Genomic DNA, 19,568 nt, shown 5'->3' on the forward strand with positions numbered 1-19,568 from the left:
TATATTGAGTTTTACAATACACGACGCTATCAGACCAAATTAAATAACCTGACTCCTATAGAATTCAGGAATCAGGTTGCTTAATATCTTTTATTATTTGACTGTCTACTTGACAGGGAGCCGTTCAAAGAGTCCCAGCCTTTTAACTTTATGAACCGAATGACGTTGACGCAGTGGTTGCTTGCTTCAATGGCTATTATGCCCTTGAAGATTGGAAATGACATGCTGCTTTTTTTCAGGGACAGGGAGCAGGCTAAAAAGCTCCACTGGAGCTTTTGATAGTCTTTTAGTTTGCTTTTAGTACTAGGCAAGGAGCTGCAGGCAGTACTAGAGTATGGCAAAGTGAGTTAACGAAGTAATAAAAGATAAACGAAACGATTATACTCATATTTGTTCGTGTTTCCCACTCCACATCTGACCTCTGCGACTGATGCGAATTCGTTGGCTTCATTTCCAACTTCCAACAGTCATTACTCTGACTGTTGGAGCTATGCAGGGGCATATGCTTCCTAGGAAGTAGAGTGAAAACCTCCACAGGAGCTTTTCACTCGTCGTATTTTCTATTTTTACAGTAGCTGTTGTAGGCTGTGCCTGCTTTACAGATATGGAAGAAACTATCCAGCGGAGAGTTTCTTAGACACAGGGTACATTCGCTTTTACACGCTTTTGTATCTTAATATAATTGAACTCGGGTTAAAAGCTCGGAAAAAAGATAGACTTCCTTGTGTTTACTGCACACAGCGTCAGTCTCCTATTTTTCATTCGCTTTTTACACGCCCTTGTATCTTGGTGTAACTGAACTCGGGTTAAAAGCTCGGAAAAAAGATAGACTTCCTTGTGTTTACTGCACACAGCGTCAGTCTCCTATTTTTCATTCGCTTTTTACACGCCCTCGTGTCTTGATGTAATTGAACACGCCCTAAACTCTGTGCAAAAAAGAAACGAAGCCGTTGCGAACCATGTTCGCTTACGGATACGGCTCCCTTTAGGTGCCAATCTCATTGGTTGCAAGTCACCCAGCTTCGATTGTTTAGCGGTAGCTATCTGGCTCCTCCCTGCATTTCATTTGTGATGAGCCTAGCTATCTTCGCAGGGGTTTCACTACGAAGTGTTCCACTTCTGTTCGGCCGCCTATTTTTATCTTGCTCGCTTCAACAGTCTAGAAAGACTGTTGAAGGTGGCAGATAAAACGAGTGAAACTCGTGTCAAACGGCTTTTGTATCTTATGCTGCATTTGGTTATAAGTTGAGTTGTAGGTTGAGCCTAGAAACTAAAAAGCGGTGTTACGGTACTTGAACAGAGAAATAATAGAGGATAGGTGAGACTTCAACATCACAATCTTATCTCATTCCCTATTCGGTGATTCTCTGGGTCTGATTTCAGCAATAAATCTCAATTTTTGCTAGACATAGAAGAATGAAAGCATTGATTTTTGATTTGGACGATACCTTATATAATCAAGAAGAGCCTTTTAAGCGAGCTATTCAGAACTTTCTTCCTATCCAAGATGAGCAAATAGAAGCCTTATATATTGCCTTTCGAAAGTATGCCGATGAGGTATTTGAGGCGACAACGATAGGTGAAATGACACTTGAGGCTAGTCATATTTACCGCATGAAGCGTTCCTTGGCAGACTTCGGCTACCATGTTCCAGAAGAGCAGGCTCTCATTATACAGAAAGAGTATCAAAAAAATCAAGGAAACATCGTACTCAGTCCAGAATTTCCAGCTATTTTTGACTACTGTCGGAAAAACAAGATTTGCCTGGGTATTATTACCAATGGTCCACATCTTCATCAGTTGCGCAAGTTGCAGTCCTTGAGATTACATGAGTGGTTCTCAGAGGAGTTAACGATTATCTCTGGTCAAGTAGGGATTACCAAGCCTACAAAGGCTATCTTTGACTTGATGTCAGAGAAGTTACAGGTATTACCAGGGGAGATTTGCTATGTCGGTGCTTCCTTTGAAAATGATGTTGTAGGTGCAAAAGGAGCAGGCTGGAAAGCCATTTGGCTCAATCATCGGAGGCGGAAAATTCTTGGTAGTCCTTACAGGGCAGATGCAGTGGTTGAAAAACTTGGAGATTTGTTCGGCGCGATTCAAAAATTAGCTAATTGCTAAGCTTGGTCATTTTAGAGCGGATGCAGACTAGCTTGAATATTGAATTTCTGGCAAGTGATAGGCTGGCACTTTTTCCTTTCCCCCTACTTTGTGATATAATAGTGGGAAGAAAGAATGTGGTGAAACATGTATATTGAAATGGTTGATGAGACAGGGCAAGTGACAGAGGAGATGCAGCAGCAGATTCGAAACTTATTGGGACTTGCGGCTCAAAAAATTGGCAAAGAGCAAAAAGAAATGGCTGTAACCTTTGTTGACAATGCACGTGTGCATGAGGTGAATTTAGAATATCGAGGAATTGATCGTCCGACAGATGTGGTAAGCCTAGAGTATAAACCAGAAACAGAGATTGTCTTTGACGAGGAAACTCTGCTGGAAAACCCTGACTTGGGTGAGTTGCTTGAGGATTTTGATGTCTATATTGGCGAATTGTATATTTCCATTGATAAGGCATACGAGCAGGCAAAAGAGTACGGTCATAGTTTTGAACGCGAAATGGGCTTTTTAGCAGTACATGGTTTTCTGCATATTAACGGGTATGATCATTATACACCTGAAGAAGAAGCGGAAATGTTTGGATTACAAGAAGAGATACTGACGGCTTATGGACTTACACGAGAATAATTCACAGAAAAAATGGAAGAATAGAGATTTAGTTGCCAGCCTTGAATTTGCGGTGACAGGCCTGTTTACGGCTTTTAAGGAAGAGCGCAATATGCGCAAACATCTCGTATCAGCGATTCTCGTCGTGATAGCGGGAATCATTTTTCAGGTTTCGATGACAGAGTGGCTGTTTTTACTGTTGAGCATCAGTTTGGTCATCGCTTTTGAAATCGTCAATTCTGCGATTGAAAATGTCGTTGATTTGGCTTCAGATTACCATTTCTCCATGTTGGCAAAAAATGCCAAAGATATGGCAGCAGGAGCAGTATTATTTGTATCAGGATTTGCTCTTTTAACAGGGGGCATCATTTTTGTTCCAAAAATTTGGAATTTAATTTTTTAAGAGGTATATATGACATTTAAATCAGGCTTTGTAGCCATTTTAGGACGTCCAAATGTTGGGAAATCAACCTTTCTTAACTACGTTATGGGACAGAAAATTGCCATTATGAGTGACAAAGCGCAGACAACGCGCAATAAAATCATGGGGATTTATACAACAGAAGCAGAGCAGATTGTCTTTATTGACACGCCTGGAATCCATAAACCCAGGACAGCTTTGGGAGATTTTATGGTCGAATCTGCCTATAGCACCTTGCGCGAAGTGGACACAGTTCTCTTTATGGTCCCTGCAGATGAGCCACGGGGTAAAGGTGATGATATGATTATCGAACGCCTTAAGTCGGCTAAGGTACCTGTGATTTTGGTGGTGAATAAGATTGACAAGGTACATCCAGATCAGCTCCTGGAGCAGATTGATGATTTTCGCAAGCAAATGGACTTTAAGGAGATTGTTCCAATTTCTGCTACCCAAGGAAATAATATCAATCGTCTCATGGAAATCTTGAAAGAAAGTTTAGATGAGGGATTTCAATATTTTCCGCCAGAACAGATTACGGATCATCCAGAGCGTTTCTTGGTGTCTGAAATGATTCGTGAAAAAGTCCTGCACTTGACCCGGGAGGAAATTCCACATTCAGTAGCCGTTATCATTGACAGTATGAAGAGAGATGAAGAGACAGATAAAATCCACATTCGGGCAACGATTATGGTCGAGCGTGATAGCCAAAAAGGAATTGTCATTGGAAAGGGCGGTACGATGCTCAAGAAGATTGGCTCTATGGCTCGCCGTGACATCGAGTTAATGTTGGGGGATAAGGTCTTTTTAGAAACCTGGGTCAAGGTTAAGAAAAATTGGCGCGACAAGAAGTTAGACTTGGCGGACTTTGGTTATAGTCAGAAAGAGTATTAGTCTATTTGGTTTTGAGAAAGTCTCGTTTCAAGACGGAAAATGATTGAACAAACGGGTAGCAATAGCATAGCCCGTTGACTTTTTAGATAAGTGCAGTAGGTGGAGCATGACAAATGACTGAAAAGATAGTTCCAGTGAAAAAAGACGAAGTGAAAATTTGGCTAAGCTTTGCAAGCCAGGTTTGCTCTAGCGATATGGATTATTTGCAGGAAGCTTTTTAAAATGAGCAATTTCCGCATGAATTTCTATACTGGAGGGCAGGTAAAGCATTGGCATGGCTGAGCTTGTCCATCCGAAAGGAATATGTTGAGGGATGTTCCCACCTACCGCTTGCTTATCTAGAGGGTGTTGCTGTTACACAAGAAGCTAGGCAGCAGGGAATTGCTCAAGAATTACTCGAATTTGCTAAATTATGGGCTAAGGCTCAAGGTTGTGTTCAGCTGGCTTCGGACTGTTCGTTAGAGAACATTGCTAGTCAAGCATTTCATCACAAAATGGGTTTTCGTGAAGTAAGTAGAAGTGTTCATTATATCTTGAATGTAGATTAGACGTTGACATCATTTTGTTATAGTCATTTCGTTTATCTTTTATTACTTCGTTCACTCGCTTGGCCGTACTCTAGTCCAGCTTACAGCTTGTTGCCTCGTACTAAAAGCAAACGAGAAGACTATGGTATTTAGAGAAAGAGAGTATAGAGGCTTGTTGTGAGCTAGCCTTTAACTCTATGAAAAAAGCTTGTTTTCCATATAAAACGAATAAAGAAAGGATAGGGTGTAAGGTGGCCTGAACCCGAGTGAAAAACTCGGAAATGAGAGAGGATATCATGTGTGTCAGCACACTTCGGTCTTTCTCCTAGATGTCAGTCGCTTTTTGTCGCTCTCGGTATCGTCATTATGCCAGAATTACCAGAGGTTGAAACGGTCCGCAAGGGATTGGAAAGACTGGTTGTTGGAAAAAGAATTCAGAAAGTAGAGATTGCCTATCCGCGCATGGTCTTGACTGGAGCAGATACTTTGACTGAAGCTCTCGTCGGTCAAGAGATTTATGGCATTAAGAGGCGTGGAAAATACCTCCTATTTGACTTGACAGACTTTGTTTTGGTTTCTCATTTACGCATGGAGGGTAAGTATCATTATTTCCCAAATCAAGTGTCAGAAAACAAGCATTTTCATGCCTTTTTTACTTTTACAGACAGGAGCCATTTAGTCTATCAAGACGTACGAAAATTTGGGACGATGGAGTTGTTGGGAAAAGAGCAAGTGGCAGCGTACTTCCTCTCTAAAAAATTAGGACCAGAGCCGACAGAGGAAGAGTTTGTTTATGCTCAATTTCAAGCCCAGCTTGCCAAGTCGAAAAAGCCGATTAAGGCTGCCTTGTTGGATCAGACCTTGGTTGTGGGGCTTGGTAATATCTATGTGGATGAAGCCTTGTTTCAAGCAGGGATTCACCCTGTAAGGACTGGTCAAAGTCTCTCAGCCAAGGAAAGTAGAAGCTTGCACCAAGCTATTATTGCTGTCTTGCGACTGGGTGTTGAAAAGGGAGGGTCGACTATTCGAACCTATAAAAATGCACTCGGTATGGACGGCACCATGCAGGATTATTTACAAGTTTATGGAAAAGGGGGGCAGGCCTGTCCACATTGCCAGACGGAGATTGTGAAATTCCAGTTGGCTGGTCGTGGAACCCATATTTGTCCCTTGTGTCAGGTGGCTCCATGACACAGGTAATTGGGATAACAGGTGGCATCGCTTCGGGAAAGTCCACGGTGACAGCTTATTTACGAAAGCTTGGTTATCAAGTGCTTGATGCAGATCAAGTTGTCCACCAGTTACAGCAAAAAGGTGGTAAGCTTTATCAGGTTTTGGTGGAAGAATTTGGTACGACTATCTTAACTAAAAATGGAGAATTAGATCGCGAGCAACTAGGGCGCTTGGTCTTTGAACATGCAGAAGTGCGCGACCGTCTCTCACAATTACAGGATAGGATTATTCGACAAGCATTGTTAGCAGAGCGTGATCGGCTAGCTGAGAGCGAAGATGTTTTCTTCATGGATATTCCCCTGCTCTTTGAATTGAACTACGAGGAAGTCGTTTCTGAAGTTTGGCTTGTTGTACTTGCGCCTGCTCTACAAATAGAGCGGCTAATGGAACGAAATCAATTAGAACAGGAGGCAGCTAGGCAGCGTATAGCTGCACAAATGCCTCTGGAAGAAAAGAAAAAGCGAACCCCTTATCAGATTGATAATGGTGGTCCAAAGCTTGCAACTTATGCACAAGTTGATCAGCTTTTACAGCGCATAGAAAGAAGATGATGATATTTTGAGTTCAGATATTTGGAAGCAAAATTTAAAGATTGCTTGGGTAGGAAATTTTTTGACAGGAGCCAGCTTTTCAATGGTCATGCCTTTTATTTCGGTGTTTGTTGAGGAATTAGGTGCACCGAAAAATCAGGTTGAATTTTATGCAGGTCTGGCTGTTTCAACAACAGCTCTGGCCTCAGCCATTATGTCCCCGATTTGGGGAAGTCTTGCAGACCGTTATGGACGAAAGCCAATGATGGTCCGAGCTAGCTCGGTCATGATTATCAGTATGGGAGGGTTGGTCTTTGTACCGAATGTATTTTGGCTGATTCTCTTACGGATCATGACAGGAGTATTTGCAGGCTATGTGCCGAACTCTACCGCTTTAATTGCTAGTCAGGTTCCTAAAGGAAAAACGGGCTACGCTCTTGGAACCTTGTCGACAGGCTTGGTTGCAGGAACCTTGATTGGTCCTATGCTAGGAGGCTTTTTAGCAGAAGTTGTTGGTATGCGTTTGGTTTTTCTAATTGTGGGGATTTTATTATTACTTGTGACCATCGTGACCTATTTCTATATTAAAGAAGATTTCACACCGATTAAGGCTGGTCAGGAGATGAGCTTGAGAGAAGTCTTTCATCAAATTAAAGACAAGCAGATTGTCCTTAGTTTGTTCGTGACCAGTATGATTATTCAAATGGCAGCTCAGTCGGTGGTGCCTATATTAACTCTTTATATTCGGTATTTAGGACAGGTGGAAAATCTCTTGTTTATCTCAGGAGTGATTATCTCAGCCTTGGGTATTTCATCTATGATTAGCTCGCCCCAACTTGGAAAGTTAGGGGATAAGATTGGAAATCACCGCTTGTTACTTGCGGCTCTGTTGTATAGTTTTGTAATGAATTGGCTTAATGCACATGCTACAACACCTTTGCAATTAGGAATTTTTCGCTTTTTATATGGCTTTGGGACAGGGGCTCTCTTGCCTTCCGTCAATTCCTTACTCGCAAAATTAACACCTAAAGAGGGGATTTCACGGATTTTTTCATTTAACCAAACCTTTATGTATATGGGCTCTGTCCTGGGTCCAATGTTGGGATCAGGAGTTGCGACTTATCTAGGTTATCGTTGGGTCTTTTATGTAACTTGTAGCCTAGTTATGGTCAACCTTATCTGGTCGCTCTTTAGCTTTAGAAATTACTTGAAAGTAAAGGAAATTTAGTGAGAGTTAAAATCAATTTACAATGTTCAGAATGTGGTAGCAAAAATTATTTGACCAGTAAGAATAGTAAAACACATCCGCAGAAGATTGAAGTCTTAAAATATTGTCCCAAAGAGAGAAAAGTAACACTACATCTTGAAACAAAATAAATTTTATGGTATACTGTGGGGAGTTCTTAAAGAAAGAGAAGAAATATGTACAACGCTTTATTAACCATTCTTTTAATTTTATCTGCTATTATTATTATTGCAATCTTTATGCAACCAGCTAAAAATCAATCTAGTAATGTATTTGATGCTAGTTCAGGAGCCCTCTTTGAGCGAACAAAAGCGCGTGGCTTTGAGGCTGTTATGCAACGGCTAACAGCTGTTCTCGTCTTTTGCTGGATGTTGATTGCGCTGGCCTTGGTAATTATTTCAAGTAAGTAAAAAGACTGGGACTTGTTCTTAGTCTCTTTTTTATCATTTGCTAGTGGGAAGAAATTAGGACACAAAGACCCGATATTCTGTGGAGGTCAAAAGCCTAGGTTGTCAGCCTGTCTCTGTGAATATCCGTTCTATCCTTGCCTTAATTTTTAACGTGCTTGTGGCTTATTTAACTGAGTTCGGACTAAAAATGTTAGAAAAAGGGACGAAGCCGTTGCGAACTATGTTCGCTTACGGATACGGCTCCCTTTAGGGGGACGAAGCCGTTGCAAATTTTATTTACTCTAAAGGTACGGCATACCTTTGGTGCTGTGGTTCCCTTTAGGTGCAATCTCATTGGCTGCAAGCCAACCTGCTTCGATTACTTAGCGGTATCTATCTGGCTAGTCCCTGCATTTCATTTGTGGCGAGCCTAGCTATTCTCGCAGGGGGTTCACGACGAAGTTGGTTGCAACTTCTGTTCGGCCGCTTGCCGGTAGCTAGCTGGCAATTCCCTACACTTCCGTTTGGGACTAGCCTAGCTATCCTCGTCGGGGTCTCACGAGGAAGTTGGTTGCAATTTCTGTTCGACCGCTTGCCGGTAGCTAGCTGGCAATTCCCTACACTTCCGTTTGGGATTAGCCTAGCTATCCTCGTCGGGGTCTCACGAGGAAGTTGGTTGCAACTTCTGTTCGGCCGCCTATTTTTACCGTAGCTGTTGCAGGCTGTACCTGCTTTACAGATATGGAAGAAACTATCCAGCGGAGAGTTTCTTAGACACAGGGTACATTCGCTTTTTACACGCCCTTGTATCTTGATGTAATTGAACTCGGGCTAAGAGCTGTGTAAAAAAGAGACGAAGCCGTTGCGAACTATGTTCGCTTACGGCTACGGCTACCTTTAGGTATAGATTTCCTTGTGTTCATCGAACACTACGTCAATCTCCTATTTTTACTTTGCTCTTCACACCCTCGTATCTTGGTGTAATTGAACACGGGCTAAAATTTTAATGAAAAAGAAACGAAGCCGTTGCGAGGTTACTTGCTTACGGATACTTTTAGGAAGTAGGCTGAAAACCTCCACAGGAGCTTTTCACTCGTCAAATTTCCTATTTTCGCTTTGAGTTTTTAACGGGCTTTGTATCTTGATGTAATTGAACTCGGGTTAAAAGCTCGGAAAAAAGAGACGAAGCCGTTGCGAACCATGTTCGCTTACGGCCACGGCTACCTTTAGGTGCCAATCTCATTGGTTGCAAGTCAACCTGCTTCGATTGCCTATTTTGTCTAGGAGTTGTTTCACGCCCTTGTATCTTGATGTAACTGAACTCGGGCTAAAAGCTCGGAAAAAAGATAAATACTCCTAGAAGCAGAAGCTTCTTCGTCGTATTTTCTATTTTTCATTCGCTTTTTACATGCCCTCGTATCTTAATGAAATTGAACTCGGGCTAAGAGCTGTGTAAAAAAGAGACGAAGCCGTTGCGAATTATGTTCGCTTACGGCTACCTTTAGGTATAGATTTCCTTGTGTTCATCGAACACTACGTCAATCTCCTATTTTTACTTTGCTCTTCACGCCCTCGTATCTTGGTGTAATTGAACACGCCCTAAACTCTGTGCGAAAAAGAAAAATTCTCCTAGAAACTAACGTTTCTTCGTCAAATTTCCTATTTTCGCTTTGAGTTTTTAACGGGCTTTGTATCTTGATGTAATTGAACTCGGGCTAAAAGCTCGGAAAAAAGATAAATACTCCTAGAAGCAGAAGCTTCTTCGTCGTATTTTCTATTTTTCATTCGCTTTTTACACGCCCTCGTATCTTAATGAAAAGAGAGAAATGAAAAAAGAAATTATTAACTATATTCAAACAGTTGGTCCTGTGACCATGAATCAGCTTGCAGACTATTTGCAAGCAAGGTCTGCCAAAGAGTTTGTACAGCTGGTCAAGCAGGTGTCTAATATGGAAAGACGCCGGCAATTATGCTTTGACAGTAAGGGCAGAATTGCCTTACCAGAAAAGAAGAGCCCCCATCGCGTGACCCTAACAGGTATTTTTCGTGCCAATAAAAATGGTTTTGGTTTTGTAACGGTTGATGAAACAGAAGATGACATCTTTATCGGGAGAAACGATGTCAACCATGCCATTGAGGGAGATAAGGTTGAAGTGGCTATTAAAAAAGTGGCTGATCGCTTCAAGGGTACAGTGGCAGAAGCAGAGGTGATTGATATCTTGGAGCATAGTCTTAAGACGGCTGTCGGCCAGGTCATCTTTGATGAAGATAAAAAGGAATATGCAGGCTATATCAAATCGAAAAATCAAAAGATTAGCCAGCCGATTTACCTGAAAAAATCAGCCCTGGTTCTAGATGGGACAGAGATTGTCAAGGTTGCTATTGAGCAATATCCTAACAAAAAACGAGATTATTTTGTGGCAACAATCCTGGATGTCATTGGGCATAAGGATGATGTTGGGATAGATGTTCTCGAAGTGTTAGAATCAATGGATATTGTTGCAGAATTTCCAGACGACGTTCTGGCAGAAGCGAATCGAATCTCAGACCACCTCTTAGAGAAAGACTATGAGGATCGCTTGGATTTGCGTCAGGAGATTATTTTTACGATTGACGGAGCAGATGCCAAGGACTTGGACGATGCAGTTCATATCAAACAATTAAAAAATGGTAATCTAGAACTCGGAGTTCATATAGCAGATGTTTCCTATTATGTGACTGACGGATCTGCCTTGGATCGAGAGGCCCTTAATCGTGGGACATCTGTCTACGTGACAGATCGTGTGGTACCGATGTTACCTGAGCGCTTGTCAAATGGTATTTGTTCCTTGAATCCCAACGTTGATCGCTTGACCCAGTCAGCTATTATGGAGATTGATCACAAGGGGCGTGTAGTGAAGCATTGGATTGGTCAGACCGTAATCAATACTACTTACCGTATGACCTATGCAGATGTTAATCTGATGATTGCTGGAGATAAGGCGAAGCTAAAAGAATTTTCAAGAATCGTACCCAGTGTCGAGAAAATGGTTCGGCTTCACGAAACGTTAGAAACCATGCGCTTTAGGCGCGGTGCGCTTAACTTTGATACCAATGAAGCTAAGATTATTGTCAACAAAGATGGTATGCCAGTTGATATTCAATTACGCCAACGTGGTATTGCCGAGCGTATGATTGAATCTTTCATGTTGATCGCAAATGAAACAGTTGCCGAGCATTTTAGTAAATTAGATTTACCGTTTATCTATCGGGTTCATGAGGAGCCAAAGGTAGATAAACTGCAGAAGTTTATCGATTATGCGAGTAGTTTTGGAGTTGGAATTGCAGGTACGGCAAGCTCTATCAGTTCAGAATCCTTGCAGGCTTTGATGAACCGTGTGGCAGATGAGCCCTACGCTGATGTTCTTAATATGATGTTGCTACGTTCGATGCAACAGGCCCGCTATTCGGAGCATAACCATGGTCACTACGGGTTAGGTGCGGATTACTATACGCACTTTACTAGTCCGATTCGACGTTATCCTGACCTCTTGGTGCACCGTATGGTACGAGAATACAGTACTGTTACGCCAGAAGTAGTAGCACATTTTGAAGCAAGCATTCCTGCGATTGCTAAACAGACTTCCAACTTAGAACGCCGTGCGATTGATGCTGAGCGTGAAGTAGAAGCTATGAAAAAAGCAGAGTACATGCAGGAGTTTGTTGGGCAAGAATTTGACGGTGTGGTGTCCAGTATTGTCAAATTTGGTCTTTTTGTTGAGTTGCCAAACACTGTTGAGGGATTGATTCACATTCAAAATCTACCTGAATTTTATCAGTACAATGAGCGAACCTTGACCCTCAAAGGTGAAAAATCAGGGCGTGTGTTCCGAGTGGGTCAAGCTATCCGCGTAAAACTAATGCGAGCCGATAAGTTGACAGGAGAGATTGATTTTGCCCACCTACCGTCTGATATGGATGTCCTTGAACCACCACTCAAGGCAATTCGAAAGAGTAAGAGCCATGCCAATCGTGATCGTTCAGACCGTACGGGGCGTGGCAAAGGAAAGGGGCATAAGCAAGAGGAGAGAGCTTATCGTTCCAGTAAAAACATTCCGTCAAAGGACAAGAAAAAGAAGCCATTTTATAAAGAAGTGGCCAAAACAAAACGCAAAAAAAGGAGATAGAGATGGCAAAGGGTGAGGGAAAGGTTCTCGCACAAAATAAGAAAGCCCGTCACGATTATACCGTTGTTGATACGATTGAAGCAGGTTTGGTCCTAACAGGGACAGAAATCAAATCCATTCGAGCAGGGAGGATAAACCTAAAGGATGGCTTTGCACAAGTTCGTAAGGGAGAAGTTTGGCTCAATAATGTCCATATTGCACCTTATGACGAGGGCAATATCTGGAATCAAGATCCGACCAGAACGCGTAAATTGCTGCTACGTAAAAAGCAGATTGCTCATCTTGAAAATGAAGTGAAAGGAACAGGTATGACCCTAGTTCCGCTCAAGGTCTACCTCAAAGATGGCTTTGCTAAGGTTTTAATCGGTCTTGCTAAAGGAAAACATGATTATGATAAACGTGAATCGATTAAACGCCGCGAGCAACATCGAGACATCGCGCGTACTATGAAAGCAATCAATGCGAGATAGGAACAGATGCTCTATCGAAATCCAATTCTGATGAACTTTCATACTTGAGAATGGTGAAAGGTTAGGGATAGGGAGCGGGAAATAGACGTTTGCAGAGCAACCTGCTTCAATTACTTAGCGGTATCTATCTGGCCCACCCTGCATTTCATTTGTGAGGACCCTAGCTATCCTCGCAGGGGTCTCACGACGAAGTTGCTTGCAACTTCTGTTCGGGTGCTTATTTTTACCGTAGCTGTTGCAGGCTGTGCCAGCTTTATAGATATGGAAGAAACTATCCAGCGGAGAGTTTCTTAGACACAGGGTACAGTCGCTTTTTAACGCCCTCGTATCTTGATGAAATTGAACTCGGGTTAAAAGCTCGGAAAAAAGAGACGAAGCCGTTGCGAACCATGTTCGCTTACGGATACGGCTACCTTTAGGTGCCAATCTCATTGGTTGCAAGTCAACCTGCTTCGATTGCCTATTTTGTCTAGGAGTTGCTTCATGCTCTTGTATCTTGATGTAATTGAACTCGGGCTAAAAGCTCGGAAAAAAGATAAATACTCCTAGAAGCAGAAGCTTCTTTGTCGTATTTCCTATTTTTCATTCGCTTTTTAACGCCCTCGTATCTTGATGTAATTGAACTCGGGCTAAGAGCTGTGTAAAAAAGAGACGAAGCCGTTGCGAGGTTTACTTGCTTACGGATACTTTTAGGAAGTAGGCTGAAAACCTCCACTGGAGCTTTTCACACTCGTCAAATTTCCTACTTTTACCGTAGCTGTTGCAGGCTGTGCCTGCTTTACAGATACGGATGCCCTAGGGGTACGCTTTGAGTTTTTTACGGGCTTGGTATCTTGATGTAACTGAACCCGCCCTAAACTCTGCGTAAAAAAGAGAAGCCTTTGCTAGACGAAACGTCTTCGCAAAGTTTCCTATTTTTACCTTGAGTTTTACGGGCTTTGTATCTTAATGTAACTGAACTTGGGCTACAAGCTGTGCAAAAAGACAAAATAGTCAAAAAATGACTACCAAACCACAAAATAAATATTTTTTCTTAGCGGTATCTATCTGGCTCCACCCTGCATTTCATTTGTGAGGACCCTAGCTATCCTCGCAGGGGTCTCACGACGAAGTTGCAAGCAACTTCTGTTCGGCCGCCTCTTTTTCTTTCCGTGCTTACCTCTTATTTGAATTTTATAGCTATTTAGTTTACATTTTTATTACTTCGTTCACTCGTCTTGCTGTACCATTGAGAAAAGTTACACTTTTCTTATCTGTCACTTGAAATAGTTATCAACTATTTCAACTACCTGCGACTCGTTGCCTAGTACTAAAAATAAACGAAACGGCTATATTTTCGCAGTGGATAAGGGGGAGAAAGTGATATGTGATAACTATAAAAAATCTGCATTCAGCTAACCAGTGGATACAGTTTTTTTTTAAAACAATATTGTTTACAAATGTAGTCAAAAGAAGTATACTGGTTTTATATAGAGATTACAACTGTAAACGAAAGGAGATGCTGATATGAAGAAAATTTATACAGTTGAGGGGATGAATTGTGCCTCCTGTGCCATGACGATTGAAAAAACGCTCCAGTCCTTGGTAGGTGTGACGGAAGCTAGTGTTAATGTTGCAACCGAGCAAGCTACTGTTATCTATGAAGCAGAAAGAATCAAAGAGGCAGCGTTTTTAGATGCTGTGGCAAAGGCTGGATATCGCTTAATCTCAAATGCAGTCGAGGAAACCTATCAGGTCAAGCGCATGAGTTGTGCTTCTTGTGCTATGGCTATTGAAAATAGTGTTGGAAAGTTGGATGGAGTGGAGGAGGCAACGGTCAATCTGGCAACAGAGAGCCTTTATGTGCGTTATGATGCGAGTGTGCAGTCCGCGGCAACCATTCAGCAGGCAGTGAAAGAAGCAGGCTATGAAGCCTTTTTAGAGGAAACGAATCAGCCAGTTGATAAAAGTGTTGAACAAAAAGAGCAAGCAAGAAAATTGTGGCAACGTTTTGTGTGGTCAGCTCTATTTGCTATACCACTGGTTTATCTTGCGATGGTTCCCATGATTTCGTGGAGCAATTTCCTACTTCCAGCTATTTTTCAACGAGCTTCAATTTCAGCCCTTGTTCAGTTAATCCTAGTGCTACCCATTGTATATCTAGGACGAGGCTTTTATCAAAAAGGTCTGAAAACGTTGAAGAAAGGACATCCCAATATGGATTCCTTGATTGCGCTTGGAACAGGAGCAGCCCTGATTCAGGGAATCGTTATGACAGCCCTCTTATGGCTAGGGAGGGTTGAGGCGGTGCATGGTGCCCATGCGGAATTGTATTTGGAATCGGTAGCAGTTATCTTGACCTTGATTACGCTAGGGAAATATCTAGAAACGGTATCAAAAAGCCGAACATCCGCAGCCATTCAACATCTAATGGCCTTGACGCCTCCAACTGCTCGCGTTCTCCGAAATGGTCAAGAAGTAGATGTTGCGCTTGAGACTGTCATGGTAGGGGATCAGATTTTGGTACGTCCGGGTGAAAAAATTCCTGTTGACGGAGAGTTGCTAGAGGGGCAATCAACGGTTGATGAGGCTATCTTGACAGGGGAAAGCCTCCCTGTTGTAAAGAGGGCTGGTGATGTAGTATTTGGTGGTTCTATCAATAAAAATGGAGCCTTTCGCATGGTGGCTACTAAAGTTGGCAAGGATACAGCTCTTTCACAGATTGTGCGCTTAGTAGAGGAGGCACAAGGATCGAAAGCTCCGATTGCCAAATTAGCAGATCAGGTAGCAGCAGTCTTTGTTCCAGTTGTGATGCTCTTAGCTTTGGGAGCAGGGCTTTTCTGGCTCTTAGTAGGTGAATCAGGGACCTTTTCACTGTCCATTATGATTGCGGTCCTCATTATTGCCTGTCCTTGTGCCTTGGGACTTGCGACACCAGCAGCTATTATGGTTGGAACTGGAAAAGGGGCTGAACAGGGTATCCTGATTAAGTCAGGTGAGGTGCTTGAACAGGCAGAGAAACTTGATACTATCATTTTGGACAAGACAGGAACATTGACACAAGGCAAGCCAAAGGTGACGGATGTGTTGACCTACCAAGATATATCAGAAGATGTTATCTTACAACTAGCAGCTAGTATGGAGCATTATTCAGAGCATCCACTGGGTGAGGCTATACTTTCTCGAGCGACAGAAAAGGGACTTTCTTTACAGGTAGTGAGTAATTTTCAATCTCTTTCTGGAAGAGGTCTAATCGGCAATATCAATGAAAAAGAAATTCTTCTCGGTAATCTTGCTTTAATGAGTGCCTACGATGTGGTTTTGGGGCAGGCAGAAGTTGATAGTCACATACTTTCTCAAAGGGGAAAAACACCTATTTTTCTCGCTATGGACAAGCAGGTAATCGGTGTCCTTGGTATTGCAGATAAGTTGAAACAGACTAGTCCTGAGGCTATAAGACAATTACAGGCAATGGGCTTGGAAGTTGTGATGTTGACAGGTGATATACAGGCTACAGCTCAAGAAATTGCTACTCAAGCAGGGATTCAAACGGTCATCAGTCAGGTCTTGCCAGAAGATAAGGCAACTATTGTCAAAAACTGGCAGGAAAAGGGTAAGATAGTTGCAATGGTTGGTGATGGGGTTAATGATGCACCAGCACTTGCACAGGCAGATGTAGGCATTGCGATTGGATCTGGTACAGATGTGGCCATTGAATCAGCCGATATCGTTTTGGTGCGCAGTGACGTGATGGATGTGGTACACACGATTCAATTAAGCCAGGCTACTATGCGGGTCATCAAGCAAAATCTTTTCTGGGCTTTTGCTTATAATGTTATTGGTATTCCTATTGCTATGGGGGGCTTATACTTATTCGGTGGGCTTTTACTCAATCCTATGTTGGCCGGGGCGGCTATGTCGTTGAGCTCTGTATCGGTATTGGCCAATGCTCTTCGTTTAAAGAGAGCACGTTTGGTGAATGATGCCCATTGAGAAAGACTATCTCCATATCCCCTCTAAAAACCAACCTCTAACTGGTTTGGAGACAAGGATAGTGACGAAGTAGAAAAGGTGGAACGGAAATTCAGTAAGGTGAGCAAATGGCAGAAGAAATGGATGTTTGACTAGTGTTACGGGTTATTTTCCATGCTTTCCATTTTTAGGCTTGGCTAGCAAATGCTAAACAGCTGAAACGGAATGATGAAACTTCAACGAGCTTTACTTGTATCTGTACTGGCTAAGAAACGATTAAAACCAGGAAATATTGGGGATGAAACATGGTTCAAGTAGAGGCGGGAAATATTCTGGGTATAAATGAAGAGGAGATTCCAATCAAAATACTAGCATTTCAGAGGTGAAATGCTTACAATAGACATACTAGATCTATCTCACAGTTCACGACTTTTACTTTTCATTTAAGGCTTCGTTTCAGCTAAACATCGCTCGTTTTGCCAACATAGGGTCCATATGTCTGTAAAAAGATGCCTTGATAATCGAAAAACAGCTTTTAAATGAAAGTCCCTTACTTGTGAGTATAGTTTTTTAAGAAAAGGAGCCTACTATGACAACATTTATCGGAAAACCAGTTACCTTGGTTGGACCTCAACTACACGTAGGAGATCAAGCGCCTGACTTTCTCTTAATGGCCAATGATTTAACCTTGAAAACCCTCAATGACTTTGCTGGGAAACGCAAGGTGATTAGTGTCGTTCCGTCTATTGATACAGGAATTTGTGATACACAGACTCGTCGTTTTAATCAAGAGTTAGCGGACACAGACAATATGGTTGTCATTACCGTTTCGGCAGATTTACCTTTTGCACAAGCTCGTTGGTGTGGTGCAGCAGGTCTTGAGGATGCGATGACCCTATCGGACTATTATGACCATGCCTTTGGAAAATCATATGGTCTTTTGATGCAGGAATGGAATCTTTTGGCGCGAGCGGTCTTTGTCCTCAATGAAAACAATGAAATTGTCTACGTTGAATACCTGGACAATGTCAATGCACATCCAGATTACGATGCAGCCCTAGAAGCGGCAAAGAGCATATAATACATAAAAAGCGAGTAAGGATCACCTACTCGTTTTCTAGTCCTTTCGTTTATCTTTTATTACTTCCGTAACTCGCTTTTCCCTACTTTAGTACAGCCTGCAAGTTCGTTTTCTAGTACTAAAAGACCATATTTGATGAATGTCAGAAATGCTGAAATTCGAGAAAATGTACGTTTCGGGAGTGGGAAAGAACTCGACAGGTCAAAAAAGAGTTCGGTTTTACCTTATTTCCTACATTCTAGCTTAGGCTGAAACAGTCTATTCCCAGACCGTTTCACTTCCTCCCTCATAGCTCCAATAGTCAAAGTAGTGACTGTTGAAGCTTGGAGATGAAGCCAACGCGTTCGCATCAGTCGTAGAGGTCAGATGTGGAGTGTGAAGCACGAACAAATATGAATATAATCGTTTCGTTTATTTTTTATTACTTCCGTAACTCGCTTTTCCCTACTCTGGTACAGCCTGCAGTTCGTTTTCTAGTACTAAAAGACCATATTTGATGAATGTCAGAAATGCTGAAATTCGAGAAAATGTACATTTCGGGAGTGGGAAAGAACTCGACAGGTCAAAAAAGAGTTCAGTTTTACCTTATTTCCTGCATTCTAGCTTAGGCTGAAACAGTCTATTCCCAGACCGTTTCACTTCCCCCCTCATAGCTCCAATAGTCAAAGTAGTGACTGTTGGAAGTTGGAAATGAAGCCAACGCATCAGTCGTAGAGGTCAGATGTGGAGTGTGAAGCACGAACAAATATGAGTATAATCGTTTCGTTTACCTTTTATTACTTCGTTAACTCACTTTGCCATACCCTAGTACAGTCTGCAGCTCCTTGCCTAGTACTAAAAGCAAACTAAAAGACTATCAAAAGCTCCAGTGGGGCTTTTGAGCCTGCTCCCTGAAAAAGAGCAATATTTCATTTCCAATTTTCAAGGGCATGATAGCCATTGAAGCAAGCTACCATTGCATCAAGGTCATTCGGTTGATAAAGTTGAAAGCTGGGACTTTTTGCCAGCCTCGGGTTATATTTTCATAAAGAAAGATAAGAGTAGACTCCTCGATTAAGCTATAGGTGCTGTAATGCTAGGTGTAAGGAAGCCCTACTCATTTTTTCCGTTGAAAGCGAAAACATGGTATAATGATACTTAAGGAAAATCAAATAAGGTAAAGCCATGAGAAGCTAGCCTGACGATGCAGTTGGGAAGAGTGAGATGAGAAGTGGAAGAAAAGAGGTAGGGGATGGCTTATATTGAAGTCAAGAATAGTTCAAAATCTTATGCTATGGGCAATACCCGCATCGTTGCAAATAAGGATATTTCTTTTGAGATTGAAAAAGGAGAGTTGGTCATTATTCTAGGTTCTTCTGGTGCAGGAAAATCAACCTTGCTCAATATATTGGGTGGTATGGATACCAATGATGAGGGCGTGGTCCAGATTGACGGGGTGGATATTGCTCAGTTCACCAATAAGCAGTTGACCAAGTACCGCCGTGAGGATGTTGGATTTGTCTTTCAATTTTATAATTTGGTTGCAAATCTGACAGCCAAGGAAAATGTGGAATTGGCTTCAGAAATTGTACACGATGCCATGGACCCGATCGAAGTTTTGGAAAAAGTTGGATTGGGACACCGTTTGGATAACTTTCCAGCCCAACTGTCAGGAGGAGAGCAGCAACGGGTGGCGATTGCGCGTGCAGTAGCTAAGCGCCCTAAGATGCTCTTGTGTGATGAGCCGACAGGAGCTCTTGATTATCAGACCGGCAAACAGATTTTACAGATTTTACAAAATATGTCAAAAAAAGAAAGGGCAACTGTAGTTATTGTCACCCACAACGCAGCTCTTGCTCCTATTGCAGATAAAGTGATTCAAATGCGGGATGCGAGTGTGCATTCGATTCAGGTCAATCCCAGTCCACAGGACATTATGACCTTAGAATATTAGGAAAAG

At 42.2% G+C, this 19,568-nt stretch carries 13 protein-coding genes and 2 pseudogenes; all 15 read left to right on the forward strand.

Translation table 11 applies throughout. The features are described from left to right. Positions 1-1,416: 1,416 nt before the first annotated feature. Positions 1,417-2,121, forward strand: coding sequence for an HAD family hydrolase (locus tag E4T79_RS08340; protein WP_135029402.1), 705 nt, complete (start codon positions 1,417-1,419; stop codon positions 2,119-2,121). Positions 2,122-2,247: 126 nt separating this feature from the next. Further along, positions 2,248-2,745, forward strand: coding sequence for an rRNA maturation RNase YbeY (gene ybeY / locus E4T79_RS08345; protein WP_135029404.1), 498 nt, complete (start codon positions 2,248-2,250; stop codon positions 2,743-2,745). Beyond that, positions 2,726-3,127, forward strand: a complete 402-nt coding sequence (gene dagK, locus E4T79_RS08350; RefSeq protein ID WP_135029406.1) for a diacylglycerol kinase — start codon at positions 2,726-2,728, stop codon at positions 3,125-3,127. Before ybeY ends, dagK begins: the two co-directional genes overlap by 20 nt. 9 nt (positions 3,128-3,136) lie before the next feature. Beyond that, a complete protein-coding gene (era, locus tag E4T79_RS08355; protein ID WP_135029408.1) occupies positions 3,137-4,036 on the forward strand; it encodes a GTPase Era in 900 nt (299 codons plus the stop codon). A gap of 245 nt (positions 4,037-4,281) precedes the next feature. After that, positions 4,282-4,584: pseudogene (locus E4T79_RS11340) on the forward strand (GNAT family N-acetyltransferase); the annotation flags it as partial. 345 nt (positions 4,585-4,929) lie between these two features. Beyond that, on the forward strand, positions 4,930-5,754 hold the full coding sequence (gene mutM, locus E4T79_RS08365; RefSeq protein ID WP_135029443.1) for a DNA-formamidopyrimidine glycosylase: 825 nt from the start codon (positions 4,930-4,932) through the stop codon (positions 5,752-5,754). Next, the gene (gene coaE, locus E4T79_RS08370; RefSeq protein WP_135029411.1) at positions 5,751-6,347 is read left to right on the forward strand and encodes a dephospho-CoA kinase; all 597 of its coding nucleotides are present in this window, start codon (positions 5,751-5,753) and stop codon (positions 6,345-6,347) included. The genes mutM and coaE overlap by 4 nt, the downstream gene beginning before the upstream one ends. A 4-nt stretch (positions 6,348-6,351) precedes the next feature. Then, positions 6,352-7,554 carry a multidrug efflux MFS transporter gene (locus E4T79_RS08375; RefSeq protein WP_194183811.1) on the forward strand — a complete coding sequence of 401 codons (1,203 nt, stop codon included), beginning with the start codon at positions 6,352-6,354 and terminating at the stop codon, positions 7,552-7,554. Further along, positions 7,554-7,703 carry a 50S ribosomal protein L33 gene (gene rpmG, locus E4T79_RS08380; RefSeq protein WP_075099873.1) on the forward strand — a complete coding sequence of 50 codons (150 nt, stop codon included), beginning with the start codon at positions 7,554-7,556 and terminating at the stop codon, positions 7,701-7,703. The genes E4T79_RS08375 and rpmG overlap by 1 nt, the downstream gene beginning before the upstream one ends. 45 nt (positions 7,704-7,748) lie before the next feature. After that, positions 7,749-7,982, forward strand: a complete 234-nt coding sequence (gene secG, locus E4T79_RS08385; protein WP_135029413.1) for a preprotein translocase subunit SecG — start codon at positions 7,749-7,751, stop codon at positions 7,980-7,982. Between the two features lie 1,805 nt (positions 7,983-9,787). After that, a pseudogene (gene rnr, locus E4T79_RS08390) lies at positions 9,788-12,143 on the forward strand (ribonuclease R). Then, a complete protein-coding gene (gene smpB, locus E4T79_RS08395; RefSeq protein ID WP_135029417.1) occupies positions 12,130-12,597 on the forward strand; it encodes an SsrA-binding protein SmpB in 468 nt (155 codons plus the stop codon). The pseudogene rnr and the gene smpB overlap by 14 nt, the downstream one beginning before the upstream one ends. Before the next feature lie 1,506 nt (positions 12,598-14,103). Continuing rightward, complete coding sequence (locus tag E4T79_RS08400; protein WP_135029419.1) at positions 14,104-16,569, forward strand: heavy metal translocating P-type ATPase; 2,466 nt, start codon at positions 14,104-14,106, stop codon at positions 16,567-16,569. Between the two features lie 568 nt (positions 16,570-17,137). Continuing rightward, the gene (tpx, locus tag E4T79_RS08405; RefSeq protein ID WP_135029421.1) at positions 17,138-17,629 is read left to right on the forward strand and encodes a thiol peroxidase; all 492 of its coding nucleotides are present in this window, start codon (positions 17,138-17,140) and stop codon (positions 17,627-17,629) included. Between the two features lie 1,231 nt (positions 17,630-18,860). Continuing rightward, complete coding sequence (locus tag E4T79_RS08410) at positions 18,861-19,562, forward strand: ABC transporter ATP-binding protein (protein ID WP_135029423.1); 702 nt, start codon at positions 18,861-18,863, stop codon at positions 19,560-19,562. Positions 19,563-19,568 lie beyond the last annotated feature (6 nt).

It is taken from the genome of Streptococcus sp. LYSM12 (assembly GCF_004569635.1).
Lineage (GTDB): Bacteria > Bacillota > Bacilli > Lactobacillales > Streptococcaceae > Streptococcus.

Coding starts and splice junctions, on each gene's coding strand:
- E4T79_RS08340 (WP_135029402.1), top strand. CDS start 1,417: ATGAAAGCATTGATTTTTGATTTGGACGATACCTTATATAATCAAGAA.
- ybeY (WP_135029404.1), top strand. CDS start 2,248: ATGTATATTGAAATGGTTGATGAGACAGGGCAAGTGACAGAGGAGATG.
- dagK (WP_135029406.1), top strand. CDS start 2,726: ATGGACTTACACGAGAATAATTCACAGAAAAAATGGAAGAATAGAGAT.
- era (WP_135029408.1), top strand. CDS start 3,137: ATGACATTTAAATCAGGCTTTGTAGCCATTTTAGGACGTCCAAATGTT.
- mutM (WP_135029443.1), top strand. CDS start 4,930: ATGCCAGAATTACCAGAGGTTGAAACGGTCCGCAAGGGATTGGAAAGA.
- coaE (WP_135029411.1), top strand. CDS start 5,751: ATGACACAGGTAATTGGGATAACAGGTGGCATCGCTTCGGGAAAGTCC.
- secG (WP_135029413.1), top strand. CDS start 7,749: ATGTACAACGCTTTATTAACCATTCTTTTAATTTTATCTGCTATTATT.
- smpB (WP_135029417.1), top strand. CDS start 12,130: ATGGCAAAGGGTGAGGGAAAGGTTCTCGCACAAAATAAGAAAGCCCGT.
- E4T79_RS08400 (WP_135029419.1), top strand. CDS start 14,104: ATGAAGAAAATTTATACAGTTGAGGGGATGAATTGTGCCTCCTGTGCC.
- tpx (WP_135029421.1), top strand. CDS start 17,138: ATGACAACATTTATCGGAAAACCAGTTACCTTGGTTGGACCTCAACTA.
- E4T79_RS08410 (WP_135029423.1), top strand. CDS start 18,861: ATGGCTTATATTGAAGTCAAGAATAGTTCAAAATCTTATGCTATGGGC.